This is a genomic window from Acinetobacter sp. Swhac1, assembly GCF_013390985.1.
Lineage (GTDB): Bacteria > Pseudomonadota > Gammaproteobacteria > Pseudomonadales > Moraxellaceae > Acinetobacter > Acinetobacter towneri.
This window is the reverse complement of sequence record NZ_JACASN010000003.1, coordinates 24,742-45,392: the sequence shown is the minus strand read 5'-3', so window position 1 is coordinate 45,392 and position 20,651 is coordinate 24,742. Positions and strand designations below refer to the sequence as shown.

Sequence of the window (20,651 nt, the reverse complement as noted above, 5' to 3'; positions counted from 1 at the left end):
AATAACTATAAAACTGACAAGTAAATTTCTAAATAACCAAGATTTAATGTCCACATCATTTCTAAATTGAAAAATATTTAAAAATGGAAAAAAGACCACTGGAAAGAAATGTACATAAGACCGTTTAAATGAATCCATATTTTTAATCATGAGTGGTCACGGTTCCTGCTATAGAGACTAATTTCACTGATTGCTAAGTGAAGCTAGGCAGAGTAAAACTTGAAGTGAGCTGTGCAAGGTTTGCTATGATTAATATTAATTGCGCATAAAATAACGTCAATATGTATATGAAAATAAGGCAACATACTCAATTATTATAGGATATGTTGCCCATAATTCTTATTTAAAATGCAGATCCTTGTTGCTGCACTTTCTGTTGAAGTTGTCGTTTTTGTTCAGCTTCTATTTCAGTGTTCATTTTTGAATAATTTATTTTATCTGTGTAATTCAAATACGTTGTAGTATCAGGCCAACCACGATATGCCGTAATACTCATACCATTTTTGAAATTCCAGGTAAAACTTGCTTCTCCAAGACTAGGATTTCCTGAGCGTTGGCTCGGTTTTCCATATTTTGATGAAACAAAATTTGCAACCTCTAGAATTTTTCTTGAGTCCATGAATACGGGAAATTTATATTCTGCATAAGCAAATTTTCCATTGGATGTATATCCAAAATTTAATTCTGTAGTACCTTCCAATACAGCATTGGAATTGTATTTATCTATCCAGTAGGTGTTGTCTTCACGAACCACTTTAACATTGGTATTTTGCAATGCTGAGCGAATTTGATCACGTGTTGCACCTTTTAGCTCTACATTAAATAGTTGTGGTGCTGCCATCACTGACATTGAAGTCACTATACAACACACAATAATACCGCTACCCCATAACTGACGCATGAATGATCTCCTATTAAAAAATGTTTGGTTATGATTACGTTATAGGACACTGGTATTATCAGGTTGACTTTCTTGATCTGATAATTTAGGTTCTTCTATTTGAATATCATCCAACACCTCTTCATGAGCTGTATCTAGATTCTTTGATTGTGTAGAGGGTTGCATTGACTCAGTCCAACTCTTATCAAATTCTGCATGCTTTCGATTAAATTCAGCATTAAAATCAGCTCTTTGTTGTTCAAACTCAGCCTTGAAATCAGCACGTTTTTTTTCAAATTCAGCTTGTCGATCTTGCTGTTCTTCTAGAAATTGTAAAAATTTCTGATAAATTGGAGTTGACTGTAAAATTTCGGGGTGTAAATCTATCAGCTCACGGGTTTCGTCATAAAGCTGTCTGGTCTGTAAATATTCCTCTTTAGAAATTTCGGTCCACGTTTCAGCTAATATATTCCTTTGATTGGTGATGTCATTATTCATAAACTCTTGAATGGATTTATAGAAATGCTCTTCACCATCGCCACTACGGCTTTCATAGCGATACGCAAAACCATAGTTATTATAAGTATTACTACTTTCAAATGAATTCACGCTAGTTTGTTGAGCCATGAATTTTGCATTTGGGTCATTACTGATATTCACATTTGATTTAGAGTTAGACGATGACTTTTCAACTGCGCTATTCATCTGGTCATTTTTACTACAACCACTTCCCAACAAAAGGGTTAAAAAGACAATATATAAAAATTTAGATTTAATCATTCCAGATTTTCCATTTATTATTTTTTATTCACATTGCTTGAAGTTGGGTAGGCTTTAAAACCCATTTTTTTTCGACTTTCATTCAACCCCTGAATGTCTGATTGATCTATGGCATTTAATGCCTCATTAACTGCACCCATTAATAGTTCTCTTTCAATAGCGGTTGTTCGTTCTTGACTTGACCACATTGAACGCTTATAGCTATTTGAAAGTATAGGAAAATTTTTATCTATAACTTGAGCAATTATAACAGCCGTAGTTTGTTGTTTATCTATAGCTGAACTATAGCGTAAGTCGACTTTTGCATTCGAATTTTTTAAGCGATTGCAAACCTCATCATAATTTTCAAATTCAAAATTATTTTTTTTAATAATTTCATCTAATTTGACATCAGTAGTGTAAGAGATTGAACAATTAGAAGCAGCAGAGGCATTCGCTGCAAGAATACTCAGTAAACTAAGCAATAATAATTTTTTCATCAGATTTCTACTTTTATTTATAAGATTAACGAATAGTACGAATTAAAGAGTCTTCTAGATAGCGGTTTGAAAAATTATTTTCAAACCAACGTAGAGCATCTTGAGCAAAATAAATATTAGTGTATATGCGACTATCAACACCTATGGCTGAGATTGTTTGCCATGAGCGTGTCATAATGGCTACAGGACTGCCATTTTTATCAAATTCAACAAAGGCAGGATCAACATCATAACGATTTTGAGCACCATTAAATTCTGTAATCGATTGTACTAATCCATTATTCAAATCTCTATTAATATTTTTTTTATACATACGAACTTGATGCCCTTGAGCCAATGCTTGCTCAATAAACATTTTTGAAACTAAATCTTTTTCTGAAATATAAATACCATTGTTAATTTTTCGATTCGCTTCATTAAAATTTGCTTCATGATTAATATATTTTTCTAAATGAATTGAACCCATTGTACGTTTTTCTAATTTAAATTTATCATTGATCAATGATGGGTTTAGAACAATTACATTATTATTAGAGTTATTTGAAAGGACTAAAAATTTGTTTCGTATTTCTTTATTTGACATTTCATCCCATACGCGTTGAGTACCTTTACTTACCCAGCCATCATAGGCGTTTACTCCTTTCGATATAGCACCTACCGTACTGTCTGCTGCTGTTTGGATATGTTGACACCCTGTTACATTAATTAAGGCGAAAGAAATCGCTAAAAATAAAAAATTCTTATCCATTTTACCCTCTAAGTGTTGGATCAATATTATAAAGTATAGCTATGCCGATCATAATACTAAGCAATTCTTAGTAATTTATCAATTTAAAACTAAGAAAATCTTAGTTTTAAATTGATTATTAAACATATGGAACGCAAAAAATCCAATGTATTTTCAATGCGTCTAAAGGTTGCTCGCAAAGCGAAGAAGCTTTCTCAAGAACGATTGGGAATACTTGCTGGCATTGATGAAGCTTCGGCTAGTGCTCGAATGAATCAATATGAAACAGGAAAATATGCGCCTGATCTTCTGATGGCTACAAAAATAGCTGAAGTTTTAGAAGTGCCTGTAGCTTACTTCTTTATTGAAGATAATTTAATGGCAGAACTTGTTACAAAACTCCATTTTTTAACTGAATTACAGCAGAAAGAAGTATTAGATTTTATTAATCAAACATCCTTAGATATCAGAAAAAAAAATATATAATATTTAAAATATAAGCATATTTGATATTTTTTCATAAACCCTATATTTCAATGTATTCACTGATTAACTGCCAATTTTCCTTTGTTGAAATCTCTCGTGGAAGTTCAACTTCAAAGGATTCATAAAAATATCTACGCATACAATACTCAGTATAAGAATCCGCATAGGTTTCATACCGCGCGATGATTGTTAAGTCCATCATCGGCATTTGTGCCTGATCCCATCGTTGTCTTTTCCGACTGAAAAAGAATAGTTTCCCGAAGGTATATAAACGTCCCGCCTGCTGTCGATTGCCTCTGAATACAGCATAAACTTTAAAATAATTCTGCCATGCAAGAAGATCATTGAGCGCTTTGGTCTGATCTTTCTGTGAAATCACTCGATTGAGAATTTGGGTTAATTCTTTTTTTTGTTTCTCTACTTCAGTTTTCTTAAATCGCCACGTCCATGAGAAATTCTTATTACTTTTACGGTAAAACTTAGTTTGATGTTCAGCATACTTTTTATGGCTTAACCGTACTAATTCAGCCTCATATTTACCAAAATCTAAGCATAGATAAGGTTTATTCAATATGAAATTAAACTGTTCATTGTCTTTATAGTAATGACGGATAAAAGTTAATTCTTGCGCGACTGTAATTTTGTCCCAGATGACAGGTTCAAGTTCAGCAATTTTATCTTTTGATGTATATGCTGAACTCGTTGTTGAAGTCACTTTGCCTATGGTTTCTTTGCTGTGACGATGGCTATTAGGGGTTTTGATCAACAAGATAAATAACCACTCATCTTTATAAAGAATGTCTTGAACAATGAGATCAGCAACAGGTAATCCTTGTTTTAGTCGATATGTTCTTTGCCGACTGGTTAAATTTAATAAGTATCTTTCGGTTAATTTATGAATAATCTTTTCAATATCAATTTTACCTAACTCAGTTTGCACTATAAATTTGCAGTAAAAATATGATCCTCTTGTGACCTTATCTTGAATTTTTTGTGCGGTGTATTTTGTGTGGGGGCTGTAATCAATCATTTTATGTCATCCAACTATGCACTTTTCATGTCAATCAACAATCCACTTCAATCCAAATTTCTTCATCCATTTTTGAATTGTTCATCAACAATAATTTTCTCTACATTTCCCATTTTGCTGAGCGCGTCAGCCATCAGCATTAATCAAATTGCGCTAGCACTGTCACCTCACGTTGTAAGGTGACAATAAAGTAGTTCCTAGTGCGCATTACGAACCTTGATCAGCAAATCTTATACTTGTTTAAATATTATATCAATATTATTGATATAATAAATTGACTCTGATAATATGACTGCATATCAATCGAATTGTGGATTGACCATCCATTCCAACTTTCTTTTTTGAAGTTGTTTGAATGGCTGACCACCATTCAAAAACTTTGATACATATTGCCCTGAGTATAAGACTAACCATCTTCATACTGCCGATGTAGCGGACTGCTGGGGAAACCTCGCTCGGTACGTTGCAACGGGGGCTAGAGGATTGCAATATCCTTTTTCTATCCGTTCATTCACTTTTTAAGAGTTCCAAGCAAATAAAAAGTGGTTGGGCGACAAGGAAACGGGAGCCTATAAGCGATTTATCGTGAAATGGTCATTTGGTTAGTAATAGCCAAGTTAGGTGTGAAATTATGAAAATAGTGGAACATTGAAACCCTGTTCAAAGTGATACAGTCAGGAGCAGCATAGGATGTGCGATAGTCTCCGTTAATAGCTGAATGTGTATGCTTGATCGAACAAGTTTTTTTACTTGGAAAAGTATGCTCATTTCCAATCACGATGGCTGCTGAGAGTGCCGTAAGGTACTAGGGCTTTGAGGCTAACGCTGGAAAAGCTGGCACCATTTTGCGCAAGCTGAATGGGTCGCTGGATAGCTTAAACGTGTAACGGCATTAATCGATAGATGCTGATTGGAGTGTAAGAGTTTTACCCTTTACAAAGTTATGTATACATCATATCCCGATATTTTTTAAGGAACTACGGTCGGGGGAAACAGGAAGCATGTATACAGGCGAGAGGATAAACGGTCTGCACATTAAGACACTTTGAAATAACTTGGGAAGCACTGGATAAAAAGACTTAAATTGGTTAAAAGTCTGCTGTATTTTTTCAGTGTGGGAGCGATGGTGAGTAGCGCATATAAAGCAAGTATTTACTTGCGGAAATTGTGATACCAATCTTCATAGCAAGATTTGTATTAAATGAGATAGCTAGCTTAAAGCGAATCCTAAAACATTCCGATTTTTTCAGTCGGGATGCTCATTGCGAAAACTTGAGTCGGCACATGCGTGAGCATGTTGGACAATATGTAGAAAAGAAAGGTTAATGGAACACTGGTCGTGTTTCTCAGTCGGGGATTGGTCTCCTTGACTAGGCCGAGATTGATATAGTCTAAGTATTCTGAAGTTTGGTCACTGATGAAAATAAACTTATACGGGTTTGCCTGAGACTTAAATCAGGGTAATGCTACACCAGCATGAAAAAATCGTGGCTTGTTCTTCCAGATTAGACAAGCATAAAACTATTGCCTAGCAGTAGAAATATGAAATGGAATATGGCCTAAGTCGGCATGAAAAAATTGAACCGCCAGTACAGGCGTAATCATCTGCTCAACAAAGAGCGTTAACAAATGCATTAGGCTCGATCCCTTAGGGACGAGCCTTGTCTTATTAAAAAATTATGCTACGGCTTTAATGTTATCAGTAACATTACTGAGATAGTCGGCCCACCATTGCATAATTTCAATTCGTTCTTCTAAATGTGTAGCTTTGTCATAAACAGCTTTTACACCCTGTTTTTTATGCGCTAAACAAGCTTCAATAACCTGTTCTTTATCACTGAATTGATTATTTAAGGCAGTACTTGCAATATGTCTAAATCCATGTGGACTTTGACGGCCTCGATAGCCTAGATTTTTCAAAGCATTATTTAAAGTTGCTTCACTCATTGGCTGTATAAGGCTATCTCTGCTAGGAAATAAAAAATCCGATACTGTCCTAATTTCTTTTAATTTAAATAACAGTTCTATTGCCTGTTTTGGTAAAGGTACAACATGGGTAATACCACATTTCATTGTTTCGGCAGGCTTTATCCAGATTTTTTTCTCAAAGTCAAAATCTTGCCATTTTGCATAGCGCAACTCTTGTGGTCGTGGGAAAAGAATAACGAGTAACTGCAAGGCAATCGCGGTATGGGCATTTTTATAGCCTCGAATAGATTGAACCAAATCTGGTAATTCCTGAAGGCTGACATGCTTCATATTCCCTTTGCTACCTTTATCAAGATACTTCAAAATGCCATCTAAAGGGTTAGACTCTATTTGTCCATGAAACTTTGCAAGATCATAGGCATTGCGACAATGTGAAACTAATTTCTCTACACGATTGTAAATACTTTCACTTCTAAGCATATCTTGAAAAAATGTCAGCCATTGTTGAGGTGAAATTTTGGTGAAATCCAATTCACCAAAAACAGATAAGATACGTTTTTCAATCGATTGAGTTTCTTTCTTTATTGTTATTGCAGCCCAAGTTGTTTTCTTAGTATCAAGCCAATCATACATTAAGCTTTTTAAATTAAGTTGTTGTGCCTCTATTCTTTGCGATTCAATTTCTTTTTTTGTTAATACTTTTTCATTTTGCTGTAACTTAAGAAAAATAGTTGAAGCTTCAAGTTTAGCTGCTACAAGCGATAACTGCGGATAACTTCCAATACTGTGCCATTTCCACTTCCCCGCCTCATCCTTAAAGCGGACTTGCCAAGTTTTTTTCCCTTTTGGTGATACACGAAAATAAAGCCCAGCATCACATGAAATACGATATTCCTTATCCTCAGGTTCAAGATTAAGAAGATGGGTATCTTTGATTTGTTTGATGTTATCTAAAGCCGCTCTTTTCATAGCAAAATCTCTTGTATCCGAGTAATGCAGAAAGAGTATCGGATACAAGATTGGATACACAAGAGGGCCAAATAAAGCTGTGCATAGCCAAACATAGTTGCGCAAAAAGCAGAAATAAAAAACCCATGAATCATTATAATTCATGGGTTTATATATGAAATCATTGCAAAGCTGTGCATATGATTACAAAAAATTGGTGGGCCCAGACAGACTTGAACTGTCGACCAACGGATTATGAGTCCGTTTACATAGTAATTAAAAATCAACAAGCAACATATATAAAATCAATACTATCATATGCTTATATAATTTTAAAATTTTATTATTCACTCTTTTTGTTGATTAATATATATTGATTTTGCTTACTACTTGCTTACCAGACGCTTACTAGAATGAAGTTAACAAAACCTGCTATTGATAAAATTGATTGCTCAGACAAAAATAAACCAACTTTTTTTTGGGATGAGAAAACCCCAGGATTCGGTGTTAAAGTTACACCTAAAAATAATAAAAGCTACATTTTCCAAGGTCGTATTGGTCTTCAAAACCGTCGTATCAAAATTGGTGACGTTGATATATGGAAATTAGATGATGCTCGTAAGTATGCACAAGAATTAGCGATTATGTGTCACAAAGGGATTGACCCATTGATCGAGCGTAAGAAAGCTTTAGCGGATAATAAAGAACTGTTAAAACAAGAAAAACGTAAGACGATTAAATTTAAAGATGTATGGTTTGAATATTTAAAAGCAAGACAACCTAATTGGCGACCAAGAAGTTATCAGGACCACATCGAATTATCTAGAGGTGGTTACGATCCTGAAAAAAATAGTGTTTATACCAGTCAACCCATTTTTCAACTGTTTGAGTACAAACTTTCTGAATTAACCGCAGATGTGTTTTGCGATTGGCTTGATCACAATGACTTCCGTCCAACAACATCGGCTAAAGCTTACCGACTTACACGAGCTTTCCTCAATTGGTGTGAGGAACACGAGGATTATGAAAACTTAGTGCCTCCAAAATCTTATAACTCAAAAAAAGTTAAAGATAAAGTCCCTTCTCCCAAAGCCAAAAATGATTGTTTGATGAAACAGCATCTAAAACCATGGTTTGAAGAGGTAAATAAGTTAACTAATAGAAAAATAGCGATTTTTTTGATATGTAGTTTAATCACTGGTTGCAGAAAGAATGAGCTGCTTTCATTAAAATGGACAGATGTCGATTTTCGTTGGAAAACAGCAAAAGTCAGAGATAAAATTGAAGATGAAGGTCGCCTAATCCCTTTGACGGCATATGTTGAAAGCCTATTTTTAGAACTAAGGAAAAATTCTGATTCTAAATTCATATTTAGCAGTAAGGGTGCTGAATGTGGTCATATTGTCAATCCTTACGATAGCTTAGAGAAAATATGTAAAAAACTAAATATTGAACTTACACCCCATGGATTGAGAAGGTCATATAAAACATTAGCTATATGGGCAAAAATCAATGAAGGATCTTTAGCACAGATATCAGGTCATAAACCAAGTGCATTAGTTGAAAGACACTATATCGTACGACCTATGGATATGCTACGAGAAACACTGCAAGAATATGAGGACTGGATTTTGCAACAAGTGCGAAATGGCATTAATGAGGGTATAAATAATTCTGTGTAAATACAGTTTTAAAAATACTTGGTTACACGCTCTTCAAACATGATACTAAAGCGATTCATGGCAGCTTTCCAATTCTGAATGGCTTTGTTGCATAAAGCTGTTCTTAAAGGCTTCTTCGGCAATATAATTTCCAAATGAAGAAGCCTACACAAAAAATCTACCGCACAACCAATTGGCCCGCATATAGTAGAAACCAAGATGCACTGCATCAAATTATTAGGCGATAAGCTCAGTGCTCGGAATTTTGATAGCCAAGTCAACGAGATTCATGCACGTGTGGCTATCTTAAATAAGTTTAGGGAGCTCGGCCGACCTTACACCTAAGTTGTCACTTAAATTTGAACAACTTAGGAAAGCTCTATCTTTAAAATCTTTATGCAACAAAGCCCTTCAGCTTTAAATTCTGCCGTATACGTCTTGTGTTTCTTGCTCATGGTAAACTCCTGATGAGTATGCATAGTTTACCAAGTTAAAACCTCCTGTTTTTTCAGCACACATCAGTCATTGAATATATTCGGTACTGTACTGCCCTTGGTGTTGATCCTCATACAGGTATAGATGCTGTAATGAAAAACTCATCCTCATCTGCTGAACCAGCCTCCGAAGATTAATAATCTGTCATCCTATCTTGCCACAGGGACAGGTTGTGTCCCTTTTTTCAAAAAATAATTTATTTTTTACACGCTAATTATTATAAAAGAAAACAATCAATTAAGTACGTCAAACTACGACCTACTATATATTTTATCCTCTTAATTTTCCTAAAAAAGACGATTACACTTGGCAAAAAATTACTTGAGTACATCATGAGTCAAGAATCATCGAAAGTTATCAGCCGACAATGGAAAATTATTCAATTTTTATTGGATAGCAAATATGTGAGTACCGCAGATATAGAAACTCATTTAAGAAATCAAGGAATTGATGCTACGCAGCGTACTATACAGCGTGACTTAAATTTACTGGAAAAGTTATTTCCTCTGGAATGTCGTCGTGACTGTATGCCATATAGCTGGCGTTGGAAACGGATTGAGACTACAGTCAAGGGACTCAGCATTACTCAAGCCCTTATTTTACGGTTAGTCGATGAGGAACTCAGCGATCTTTTGCCTGAGCACACACTTGCTGAACTGGCTCCTTTATTGCAAAAGGCAAAATTAATTACATCCAATGCAACAATGTCCAATAACGATACCAGTCTTTCAGACATATTTAATCGACCTCGTGGTGGTGGATACGGTATGGTTGAACCCTCTATCATTGGTGAACTTATTCATGGTATTGGCAATAAAGTGTCAGAAATTTATCGGGATACTTTTAATATTGACGAAAGAGAGACTCGCAAGGTTCTTCAAGAGTTGGTAACAATACTGGAACAGTATGAAATGCCCGAACTGGCACAAGCACTGAAAGAATAGTACAGATTTCAGGTAATTGAATATTTTTATCAAACCAGTGCGTCAAACTAAGACTGAGTCCTTTTGGTTCAGTCTTTTTTTAAATGATTTATCTCCTATAATCATCACTAGATTAAAAATCAATTCGTTATAAATAGTTATACTTATACAATCAGGGGTTTAAGATGTTTCAACAGCAAAAAACACTCATTCAGGATTTACCAAAAATTCAAAACCTGTATGAAAAATACCAACTTGATAGCAACAAATTTCAAGAACTGACAAAAAATAGTCAGAACTTTAAAGTCCGCATTCCTTTGATTGGTGCATTTAGTGCAGGAAAATCTTCATTAATTAATGCGTTACTGGCTCAAAGACTATTGGCAGTTGAAATAGATCCAGCCAGTAATTTGGCAACAGAAATCAGTTTTGCAGAAACAGATCAAATTTTAGGGTTTAAAGATAATCAGTTTGTTAAGGAATTATCCTTTGAACAATTAAAATCTCAAGATTTTGACGATTTGGGGGCAAATGGTCATGTTGAGGTCAAACTCAATAATCCATTACTCCAGTCTTTACCCCATTTATGTTTAGCAGACTTGCCAGGATTGGACTCTAAATCAGAGGCACATAGTCAGGCAATTCATCATTATCTCGGACGTAGTCTTGCCTACTGCATTATGGTGAGTTCTGAGGAGGGTACACTCAAGGAAAGTATTAAAAATTTTCTTGCAGAATTAGCCCTACATCAAGCGCCTGTACTGGTCATTATTTCTAAAAGTGACAAACGTTCTGCCGAAGATATAGAAGCAATTAAACAGCAGGTCAAACAACAGGTGCAAGCAATCCTACCACCCGATAATTACCTGAATGTAGTCGCTGCGTCCCGTAAACAGTTTGATACGGTTATCGCTGCTTTACAGGAATTGGAACAACGTAGTGAACAACGTTTTAAAGAAATGGTGGTCAAGCAATCCATAGATACGATTGCGACTTTGCAACAACATATTGAAGTTTTAAATAATCAGGACAACCTTGATCTCGAAAGTTTGAAGTTAAAACAAACTGAAATGCAGGAGGAAATGCAGCACTTTCAGCAAAAATTAAAGCAAGAGCATCAACAGATTAACAGCCGTTTTAATGATGTATTGTCACAGATTACTCAACATATCCGTAGTCGTTTAACAGGTGAAACCGATAGTTTCGCTAATAGTGTGCTTCATCAAGGTAGCGACATTCAACAACAGATTACCTACTCTGTGCGTATTGGCATGACCGAGGGTATGGAGCGTTACTTTAAACCGTTGGTGGAAAAATATTTACATCGTATTGAATCAGAATTACCTGAACAACTTAAAATCAATCAAAATTTTAATTTTGAAGCTTCTGACAATGATGGATTGAATACAACAATCTTGACTGGTGCAGCAACTCTACTCCCTATCGTGCTAAGAAGCTTCCCTTATGCTGCGGTGATTATTCCAATTATTTCCACCATTTTGGGAAAATTTATTTCTGATAGCCAGAAAGAACAGCAACGGGCTGAACAACGTGAGCAAGCTCGCTCTTATGTGCAAGCAACCCTCATTCCACAAGTTATGGCACAAGTAGAATTAAATTTGCGTCAAATTTTGACTGCACAGTTACAACAGGTTGAACAAAACGTTCAGCAGCAAATTGATGAAAAATATCAACAAGCTCAACTTGCCTTAGCTCAATTGGCGCAACAACTACAACAAGGTGAAGCTGAACAGGAACAACAACGTGCTATCTATCAACAAGACCTCACGACGCTGAATCAGGTTATTAAAGCACTGAATCCTTAATTTTTAACCAGCAGATATTATTTATATTTTTGCAGTATAAATAATATCTGTCAGACAACCTATTATAAAACCAATAGACTGGACTTTAAAATGTCAAATATACCTACCGATATTCAAGATAGATACCAACAGCTTAAACAATACTTTAAACAGAATATTACCCAATTTAAAACCCATTTACCTCTGGATCAGGCAAATCAATTGGGGCTGGATTTTCAACATGAGTTAGATCATTTCTATAAACTCTGTGTCTCACCTCAGCTCAACAATCGTTTTATTATTGGTATTGGTGGCGCATTTAGTGCAGGCAAATCCAGTTTTCTCAACGGGCTATTGGGACAAAAACTACTGAGCGTGGAAATTGATCCAACAACCTCTATTCCAACTTATTTGGTACAAGGTACAGACAATCGGATTACTGCAATTCTAAAGTCAGGAGAAGCTCAAACGCTCTCAACGGAGCAATTTAAAAATTTAACCCATCATGCCGAGCAGGATGATAGGGCTTTAATCGATAGTATTGATTTAATTATTGTAGAACAAGCTCATTTTCCTTGGCAAAATTTATCTTTCCTCGATACACCAGGCTATAGCAACACTGAAAGCTCCGAACAAGGAAACTGTGATGCCCACATTGCCAAAGTTCAACTTAATGATGCACAACGGATTATCTGGCTGATTTCTGCGGATCAAGGTGTCATTTCTGAAAGTGACCTACAATTTTTAAAAACACTAAAAGCCGATATTCCCAAACTGATTATTATTAGCCGTGCTGATAAAAAGACTGAAATTGATTTAGAACTGATTCAAACTGTGACGGCTCAAACACTCGCTCAACACGGCATTCAAGCGGAAGCCGTACTCACCTATTCTGCTCGACAGTCTCAAGGCTTTGATCGTTCTCTTTTAAATCAATATTTAGAAGACTGGAATGCTCAGCCACAGATTTTATCGGTACTGGATAATTTTGTTGAATATTTTGCAGAAATTAAAACCCATCTTTCTAAACTGCATCATCAGGTGGATTTGGATAGTTTCCAGAAAAATTTATTTGAACAAATTTATCAATTAGCGCAACTGGCAAATGTCGATATTGAAACACAATGGCAACATTATTTAGCGCAACAGTTTGCGATTGAACAGCAACGTCAGGAAGCACTTGCCCAATATCAGGCCGAACTTGAACGAGAAGCCCAAGCAATTGCTGATGAACAGGAACGTCAACGCCAAGCCGTTGAAATGCAGAAAGCACAGGATTTATTGGCACGAGCTGAACAAATTAGAAACCAAGCTCAAGCTGTACAACCGACTCGTCGTTCATTGGAAAGTATTTTAGAAAGTTATGAAAATGAAATTAGTCACCCAAGTGCAGGCAGCTATTTGATTGATGATATTTACGGTGTGCGTAAAAAGGTTGATAAAGCTATCAAAGCTTATGCTTTTGAGGGTGATGGTGAGTACGGTAAGTATAATGATGATCCACTGGTGCTAATGGATACTACCACCATTTTTAAAAATGCTGAAAATGGGTTATTTTTAACTCATAGTGAGCTGTATTGTAAGGATATGCTTGGAAAGCGTTTTGTGACTCGGCTCAATCAAATCCGTAGCATTCGTTTTGATCGGGATGAGTCTAAGCTCTATGTGAATGGTGATGAACGACTGTATGTTCCGCAAGATAATCTTAAAAAACCAATGATGGCTTTGGTTAAGGCGGTTAAGGAATATTTGGATCAGTAGAGTTTTGGCTTCGACAAGCTCAGCCACCACATCGGGTCGGTGAGCTTGTCGAACCGCAGCTATTCGATTGGACTGGCTAAAATCATCTTTACAATGAATTATCCATTGACCCAATTTTCAATTTGTAAAGCAGGCACTCGCTCAAACTCTTTTGTATTATTCGTAACGAGTATCAATCCTTTACTTCGAGCATGAGCAGCAATATGTAAATCATTCTCACCAATAGGTGTGCCTATTTTCTTTAAATGTGCCTTGATATTACCGTATTGAATTGCAGCATCTACACCATAATCCAAAATTTGTAAGCGTGATAAAAAGTTTTCGATGATCTTTAAGTTTTTTTCAGGCGTTTGGCTATTTTCTGCACCGAAAATTAATTCTGCCACACTAATGCTACTGATACACAGTTGAGTTGAAACCGCATTAAATTTTTCTTTTACTTCAATCGGTCTTTGCTTCATTGTATAAATTACAATGTTGGTGTCCAGCATATATTTCAACATTTAGAATGCTTCTCGTTCTGTTGAGATTTGCTCACCACGTTCAAAATCAGCAGAAAGTTGTAGATCAGGATCATCAAAAAAGCTATCCCACACTTGTTCTACGGGACTAATCACACGTTCCACTCCCACCATACGGACAAAGACTTTTTGAGTGGATTCAGAAAAGCGGTAAATACTGGGTAAACGCACGGCTTGGGTACGATTATTCATAAAAACAGAAGTCAGCATGTTTGATACTCCTATGCTATATACATAAAGTATATAGCATGTTTTTATTATGTTCTACTGAGTATTTAGACTGAAATCACAGCATTCTTTTTGATCGGGATGAGTCTAAGCTCTATGTGAATGGTGATGAATGTCTTTATGTTCCTCAAGATAATCTTAAAAAACCAATGATGGCTTTGGCTAAGGCGGTTAAGGAGTATTTGGATCAGTAGCACTAAAATCAATCTTATATCTCGGTTTAATAGATAAAAGGCTTTGTTGCATAAATACCTAAGACTATGATTTTGTTTAATTTATTTCTGGATTAAAATTCAAACAAATCCCTAAAAATCAGTATCTTGAAGAATGTTTATGCAACAAAGTCATTCAAGACTCTAAAATAGCTCTTCTACTCAAAATAGAGCAATTTATATTTTCATAAAGAATTTCATTAATATAGTTATCAGACTTACTTAGTAATATATTTTGAACTTTTTCTATTACATTTACATTTGATGCCAGATTAGAGTGCAAATCATCATTTAATACTAATTTTTCTTGCAAATTAGGGTGTAAACATCTATTAGATGCTAAGTTATTTAGTATGATTCTAGAATCATAATCAGAACAGTCAAAATTGGATAAAATTTCTTGAACATTGATATGCAAATTCTCATTCCTAGCCAAATAATATATTATATCTTTACTTCCAATTTCTATTATTTTTATCTGAGCATCAATCGAAAGTCCTTTATTCTCAGCCAATGTCTTAACTACAGATTCATCACTATCATTTACAAGGATTAACTGAACATTATTTGTAATGGACGTATTACTAGCTAAACTTTCTCTAACTGAGGCTTCTTCATCTCTTGCTAAAGTAAGTTGCGCTCTTTCTATTAGATTAGTATTTTTAGCTAAACTTCTTCTGAACCAAGAGTTGGGGTGATTTACAAATTTTAACTGTAAAACTTCAATTAATGATGGGTTTTCCAACATACATCTAACAAGTGTTTCATTATTTTCTTCAACTATAGAATTTTGAATATTTTCATTTAAAATAGAATTTTCAACCATTATTTTCTTAACATAAAAATCTTCTTCATTTAATATAACACTTTGACCAAAATGATCAATATTTTTATTATTTATTATAATATCAAATGAGAAGTTCAAGAAATTACTTAGAGTAGACAAATACTCTTTAACTTCCATCTTCACACTTTTATTTCTTATTAAATTTATTCTAACCTTATTACAATCAACATGAGCCAATCTAGAATAAATCTCATCAAATAATTTTTCATTTAATGAAATTCTATCTAAGTGCTCTCCATTATCTATCAATAAATTTTGTACTTTTTTAGTTAAATTACTATTATCTACTATATTATCAATATCCCAACCATTTATAAATTTAATTTGTATATCTTCATCTAAATTTGGATACTTACCCAAACTACATCGAGTCATAAAACCTTTATCAAAAAACTTTTGCTGTAGTTCAGATGAGAACTTTATTCTCCCATCAAACAATCTATCATCAGCATATAACAGACTATCTTTTTCCATTAATTTATATAATGCTAAGCCCGTTAAATTTCTATTATCTGTTAAACTATATTTAATGGAATCTATCCAACTATCTCCTATTAATTCAACTAATTTTAGCTGTATTTCCTCATCTATAGTCGGATTTGAGGCTAAAGAACCTCTAATACTTTCATCATAACTATCAATTAAAGCTAACTGTATCTTCTTAGATATCCACCAATTTTCAGCAAGATTTTGTTTATCCCAATCATCTCCTTCCTGAACTATAGAAAAATGTTTACTTTCTTGACTAACTCTAAAATTTGAACTTACAGATAATAATTTATTTTTCACTTGATCATGTAAACTATCATTCAATAATAATTGATTTCTAACTCTCTCACTTTCATCGCTACTTAATATAGTTTGAACTTCTTCTATTTTTGTTAATTTTGCCAAACTAGCCCTAATACTTACATTGTCATTTTTTGTCAGAATAACTTGGGCTTCCATACAAAGATTTTTAACGCCTAGTAGTGTTTTTGCCAAATAAAAACTATTTAGAGAATAATATGCTATATTTAATAAATCTTCATCATCTAGTTCTTTATTCTTTAACAACTCATATAAAATAATTTTATCTTCCTCTTTAGAAAGATATTTTTTTACCAATTTACCTATATTTTTACCAACCAACATTAACTTCTCACTAGAAGAAAGCATATTATAATGATTTAATAGATCTTTTTCATTAAAATATATTTCACCACGTGAAAATATGTTTATAATTTTTTCTGTAGACAAGCTTCCCACAGGTTTAGATAACGCCCTTTCAAGTACTATTTGAGGACAATTTTGATGCTTATATATTATATCTAGTATATCATTATCTAGTGTTTCAGAATAGCTTTGTAATATTTCTGCTGAACAATTTGGATCTTGCAATAGTGTTTCAATATCAATCAACTGTTCCTTATATCCTCTTATTGAATCTGCAAGCTGATTCATTTTCTTAAAAAACTGACTTTGTAGCTCTTCAAGTTTTTTAGCTAAATCATTCCATTCCTTGTTACTATCTTTTTCAATATATTGTAGTTTTTCAGTAATTTGTGTTTGTTCAGTATGATCAGATAAAAATAATAACTTATTTATTTGTTCCAATTTGGTTTTAGCTTGTTGTTGTTTATTCTGTACAAATTGACTATACCCCACAAACTGACGTTTAAAATTTTGAGCAAAACTTAAACCTTTTTTCTGTTCATTCCACTTCTCTAAAAACTCTAGTACAGGCTGAATAGGATAATCATTTTTCTTACGTGCAGATACAGGAACTACATCCAGTACATTAATTCCTCGTTCTGCTGTCGTCTGCTTCACCAAAGCCACAATTTTTACAATATCTTCAGGTGTTTTCGCATCGGCACGGCTGACCACAATCAGCTTTGGAATATCCGCATTTAAAGTTGCCAAAAACTTTAAATCATCTTCAGAAATTGTCCCTTGTGTCGCAGATACCACCCAAATAATGAAATTAGACAAATTAAGTTGTGAACGTGCCACAGATTCATCTGTTCGCTCACTCCACTGTTCACTATCAGGTTTGCTATACCCTGGGGTATCAAGCAAGGCGATATTTTTCCAAGCAAAATCTGGATCACTGACAAAAGCTGAACGCAATAGCCCTGCAATCTGACTACCATATTTTATTTTTTCTTCGTGGGTCAGACTGGCAAATTCTTCCTGAGATAAAATTACACGACGGCGAAATAAATTAAGTGCCGTAATCTGTTCCTGTTCACCATACAACAAATAAGTCGGCAAAGAAGTTGTTGGATCAATCTCTACCACTAAACGCTTTTTCCCTAAAAGCGTATTAATTAAGCTGGATTTTCCCGCACTGAATGCGCCACCAACACCTACCACAACTTTTTGAGCCAAGTCTGGAAATTCACAAAACTCCCTAAAATGTTCTAATTCCAGATTGAGACTTTTTAAAATATCCGCAAAATGATCAGGGCTACCTGAACGAGCCAGTTCAGGCAAATCATGATTAATGATTTTGTCCAATACATCCAGATCGGCTGCAAGTTGTAAACGTTGCCCCTCCTGTTCAACATGTGACTGACTGGCGCGGCACAATAAATCATAACGCTGTGCGATATCAAAGTCTTCTTGGTATGACATTCTCTTGTCCTGAAATTTTATTATGTGTTGATCATATACAATTGAAATCCAATATAAAATAATCTATGAAAATTACTACGTCAAACTATGACTTAGACCGATGAAATGACTCTATTTTTTTATAAGAATTCAGGTAGACTCCATGAAATAGTTTATTTCATCATAAAAAAGAGTGTCTTATGACCATTCAGCAACACCTAGAAAAATTGAACCAACTTTCTAAGCAATTACAACCTTGGCAGGGACGTTTTAATGAAATTCAGGATATTCTAAGCCTAAAAAAACCGTTATTAGAACAGGTCGAGCGTTTTAATCAGGAAGAGCAAACACTGAATATTGCGATTATGGGGCAGGTCAAGGCAGGTAAAAGTAGCTTTTTAAATGCTCTCCTCTTTAATGGCAAACCCGTTCTGCCTACAGCAGCCACACCTAAAACAGCAAACCTAACACGCATTTCCTACGGTGAAAAACCTGTACTGGAAGTTGAATACTACACAGCAGAGGAATGGCAAGACCTTGAGCAACTGGCACAACAACAAGGCGATTATGACCAAATTAAAGTAGCAAAAGAACTGACCACGATGGTGAAGCAAAGTGGCCTGGATGTTACTCAGGTATTGCAGCAACAAAAACAACTGATTGAAGCCAATTCTTTAGATGAGCTGATGCAGGTTCTAGACAGCTATGCAGGCAACAGTGGTCAATATACGCCTTTGGTCAAGATGACACGCCTCTATTTACCCAATGAAGAACTGAAAGGCTTTGACATTATTGATACGCCAGGAATGAACGATCCTGTGCTCAGCCGTACTGAAAAGACCAAGGAAGAAATGAAACGCTGTGATGTTGTGTTTTTCCTTTCCCGTGCTAGTCAGTTTTTAGATCAATCTGATATTGAATTACTCTCAAGCCAACTTCCTCAAGGTGGCGTACAGAAAATGGTTTTAGTGGCTGCACAATATGATTCTGTGATTATTGATGATGGTTTTAACCGTGATTCGTTAGCAGAATGTGAAACCAATGTTCAAAAACGTGTCAATCGTCGTGCGGAAACTGAACTTGGAAAACTTGCTGAACAACGTGAACAGGCAGGTCGCCCACAAGTTGCCGAATTATTACGCTCACTGACCAAACCTATTCTATCCAGTACCTTTGCCTATGGTTTTTCACATTGGGAACAATCTCAATGGGATAACGCCATGCAGCATACTTATAAGGAATTACAAAGTTTAGGGGAAGAATGGGGTGATTACCAATTTACTCAAGCAGACTGGGAAAGAATTGGTAACTTTAAAACGCTTAGCCAAGAATATGAACAGGCTCGCCAGAATAAAGTCCAACTTTTAGAACAGAAGAAACAAGAACTTTTGCCCAAAGCTCAGGAAAATTTAACAGATAAAGTACAAGCGTTGACTGCAATGATTGATCAACGTATCCATACCTTGAACACGCAAGATATTCAGCAACTGGAACAGCAGCAAAAGAAATGTGAACAACAGATTCAGCGCATTTCAGGGAAGCTGGAAAATCTGATTAATCAACAAATTAATAAACTGCAAAGCACGACTCAAGATATTACCCGTGACTTGCAAAAAGGGATTCAACAATATAGTCAAATCACCACACATACGGGGACAGAGACAGAAGAACGCTCGTATGAAGTAAGTACCTCAAAATGGTATAACCCATTTAGTTGGGGAAGCACTGAAACACGTTATCGTAGCTACACCACAACCTATGAATACCTGAATGCTTCCGATGCAGTAGAGCAAGTCAGTCAATATGCCCGTGATTGCACAGTTGATATTCAATATCACTTTAACGACTTAGTTCGCCCAAGCCAATTAAAACTGGAGTTACGCAAGGCACTGGTGGATGAACTGAATACATCCAGTCAGGATTTTGATCCTAAACAATTTAAAAATACGCTAGATCGTGTCATCAATCAGCTAGATTTACCTGAGCTAAATTTGGATATCGGCAATCCAAGTGAGCTGATTAGCCGTAATTTTAGCGGTCAGGTTCGTTCAAGTAGTGATATTCAGCAACTTAAACAACAGCTTAATCAATCATTGCAGAAAATTTTTGAAATGTTATCGCAACGCTTTAAAACATCTTCTCAGGATTTACAGCACAGCTTAGAACAAACTCGTGATTCTTTACTGCAAACCCTAATTGCAGGACTTGAACAAGAGTTGCAACAAGTTCGTCAAGATTTTGCTGAAAAACAAAAAACCTTAGAAGAATATCAACAGCTTAAAAAAATCCTGGCTTAAAACCATATAGGTGTACAGATTTTTGTACACCTTTTCCTTTATAC

The 20,651-nt window shown here is 35.1% G+C and carries 15 protein-coding genes and 1 pseudogene; 7 read left to right on the top strand and 9 right to left on the bottom strand.

Going from position 1 to position 20,651, the window contains the following annotated elements:
- Positions 1–343: 343 nt before the first annotated feature.
- The 4 genes from HX743_RS02070 to HX743_RS02055 are packed head-to-tail and all read right to left on the bottom strand — an operon-like array spanning position 344 to position 2,887.
- On the bottom strand, positions 344–901 hold the full coding sequence (locus HX743_RS02070; protein WP_178318382.1) for a hypothetical protein: 558 nt from the start codon (positions 899–901) through the stop codon (positions 344–346).
- Between the two features lie 39 nt (positions 902–940).
- On the bottom strand, positions 941–1,660 hold the full coding sequence (locus HX743_RS02065) for a hypothetical protein (RefSeq protein ID WP_178318381.1): 720 nt from the start codon (positions 1,658–1,660) through the stop codon (positions 941–943).
- 17 nt (positions 1,661–1,677) lie between these two features.
- A complete protein-coding gene (locus HX743_RS02060; RefSeq protein WP_178318380.1) occupies positions 1,678–2,139 on the bottom strand; it encodes a hypothetical protein in 462 nt (153 codons plus the stop codon).
- Between the two features lie 25 nt (positions 2,140–2,164).
- Positions 2,165–2,887: a hypothetical protein gene (locus tag HX743_RS02055; RefSeq protein WP_178318379.1), complete on the bottom strand. Its 723-nt coding sequence runs from the start codon at positions 2,885–2,887 to the stop codon at positions 2,165–2,167.
- 126 nt (positions 2,888–3,013) lie between these two features.
- On the opposite strand from HX743_RS02055, the gene HX743_RS02050 reads away from it, so the two are divergent.
- Positions 3,014–3,352: a helix-turn-helix transcriptional regulator gene (locus tag HX743_RS02050; protein WP_178318378.1), complete on the top strand. Its 339-nt coding sequence runs from the start codon at positions 3,014–3,016 to the stop codon at positions 3,350–3,352.
- A 40-nt stretch (positions 3,353–3,392) separates the two neighbouring features.
- Here HX743_RS02050 and HX743_RS02045 read toward each other — a convergent pair whose 3' ends face one another.
- Entirely contained in the window at positions 3,393–4,382 is a 990-nt protein-coding gene (locus HX743_RS02045) for a hypothetical protein (protein WP_178318377.1), read from the bottom strand.
- Positions 4,383–6,059: 1,677 nt separating this feature from the next.
- A complete protein-coding gene (locus HX743_RS02040; RefSeq protein WP_178318376.1) occupies positions 6,060–7,280 on the bottom strand; it encodes a tyrosine-type recombinase/integrase in 1,221 nt (406 codons plus the stop codon).
- Positions 7,281–7,672: 392 nt separating this feature from the next.
- Here HX743_RS02040 and HX743_RS02035 point away from each other — a divergent pair, with 392 nt between their 5' ends.
- The 5 genes and pseudogenes from HX743_RS02035 to HX743_RS02015 all read left to right on the top strand — a co-directional run bounded on the left by HX743_RS02035 (position 7,673) and on the right by HX743_RS02015 (position 13,904).
- On the top strand, positions 7,673–8,941 hold the full coding sequence (locus HX743_RS02035) for an integrase family protein (protein ID WP_178318375.1): 1,269 nt from the start codon (positions 7,673–7,675) through the stop codon (positions 8,939–8,941).
- Between the two features lie 183 nt (positions 8,942–9,124).
- Positions 9,125–9,265: pseudogene (locus tag HX743_RS02030) on the top strand (IS5/IS1182 family transposase); the annotation flags it as partial.
- Positions 9,266–9,747: 482 nt separating this feature from the next.
- Entirely contained in the window at positions 9,748–10,359 is a 612-nt protein-coding gene (locus HX743_RS02025; RefSeq protein ID WP_005157459.1) for a hypothetical protein, read from the top strand.
- A 164-nt stretch (positions 10,360–10,523) separates the two neighbouring features.
- A complete protein-coding gene (locus HX743_RS02020; RefSeq protein WP_178318374.1) occupies positions 10,524–12,164 on the top strand; it encodes a dynamin family protein in 1,641 nt (546 codons plus the stop codon).
- Between the two features lie 90 nt (positions 12,165–12,254).
- The gene (locus HX743_RS02015) at positions 12,255–13,904 is read left to right on the top strand and encodes a dynamin family protein (protein ID WP_178318373.1); all 1,650 of its coding nucleotides are present in this window, start codon (positions 12,255–12,257) and stop codon (positions 13,902–13,904) included.
- A gap of 98 nt (positions 13,905–14,002) precedes the next feature.
- On the opposite strand, the gene vapC is transcribed toward HX743_RS02015, so the two are convergent.
- The 3 genes from vapC to HX743_RS02000 all read right to left on the bottom strand — a co-directional run bounded on the left by vapC (position 14,003) and on the right by HX743_RS02000 (position 18,331).
- A complete protein-coding gene (gene vapC, locus HX743_RS02010; protein ID WP_178318372.1) occupies positions 14,003–14,407 on the bottom strand; it encodes a tRNA(fMet)-specific endonuclease VapC in 405 nt (134 codons plus the stop codon).
- Entirely contained in the window at positions 14,408–14,635 is a 228-nt protein-coding gene (gene vapB, locus HX743_RS02005) for a type II toxin-antitoxin system VapB family antitoxin (protein WP_178318371.1), read from the bottom strand.
- Positions 14,636–15,001: 366 nt separating this feature from the next.
- Complete coding sequence (locus HX743_RS02000; RefSeq protein ID WP_178318370.1) at positions 15,002–18,331, bottom strand: dynamin family protein; 3,330 nt, start codon at positions 18,329–18,331, stop codon at positions 15,002–15,004.
- Positions 18,332–18,510: 179 nt separating this feature from the next.
- On the opposite strand from HX743_RS02000, the gene HX743_RS01995 reads away from it, so the two are divergent.
- The gene (locus HX743_RS01995; RefSeq protein WP_178318369.1) at positions 18,511–20,607 is read left to right on the top strand and encodes a dynamin family protein; all 2,097 of its coding nucleotides are present in this window, start codon (positions 18,511–18,513) and stop codon (positions 20,605–20,607) included.
- The last annotated feature ends 44 nt before the right edge of the window (positions 20,608–20,651 follow it).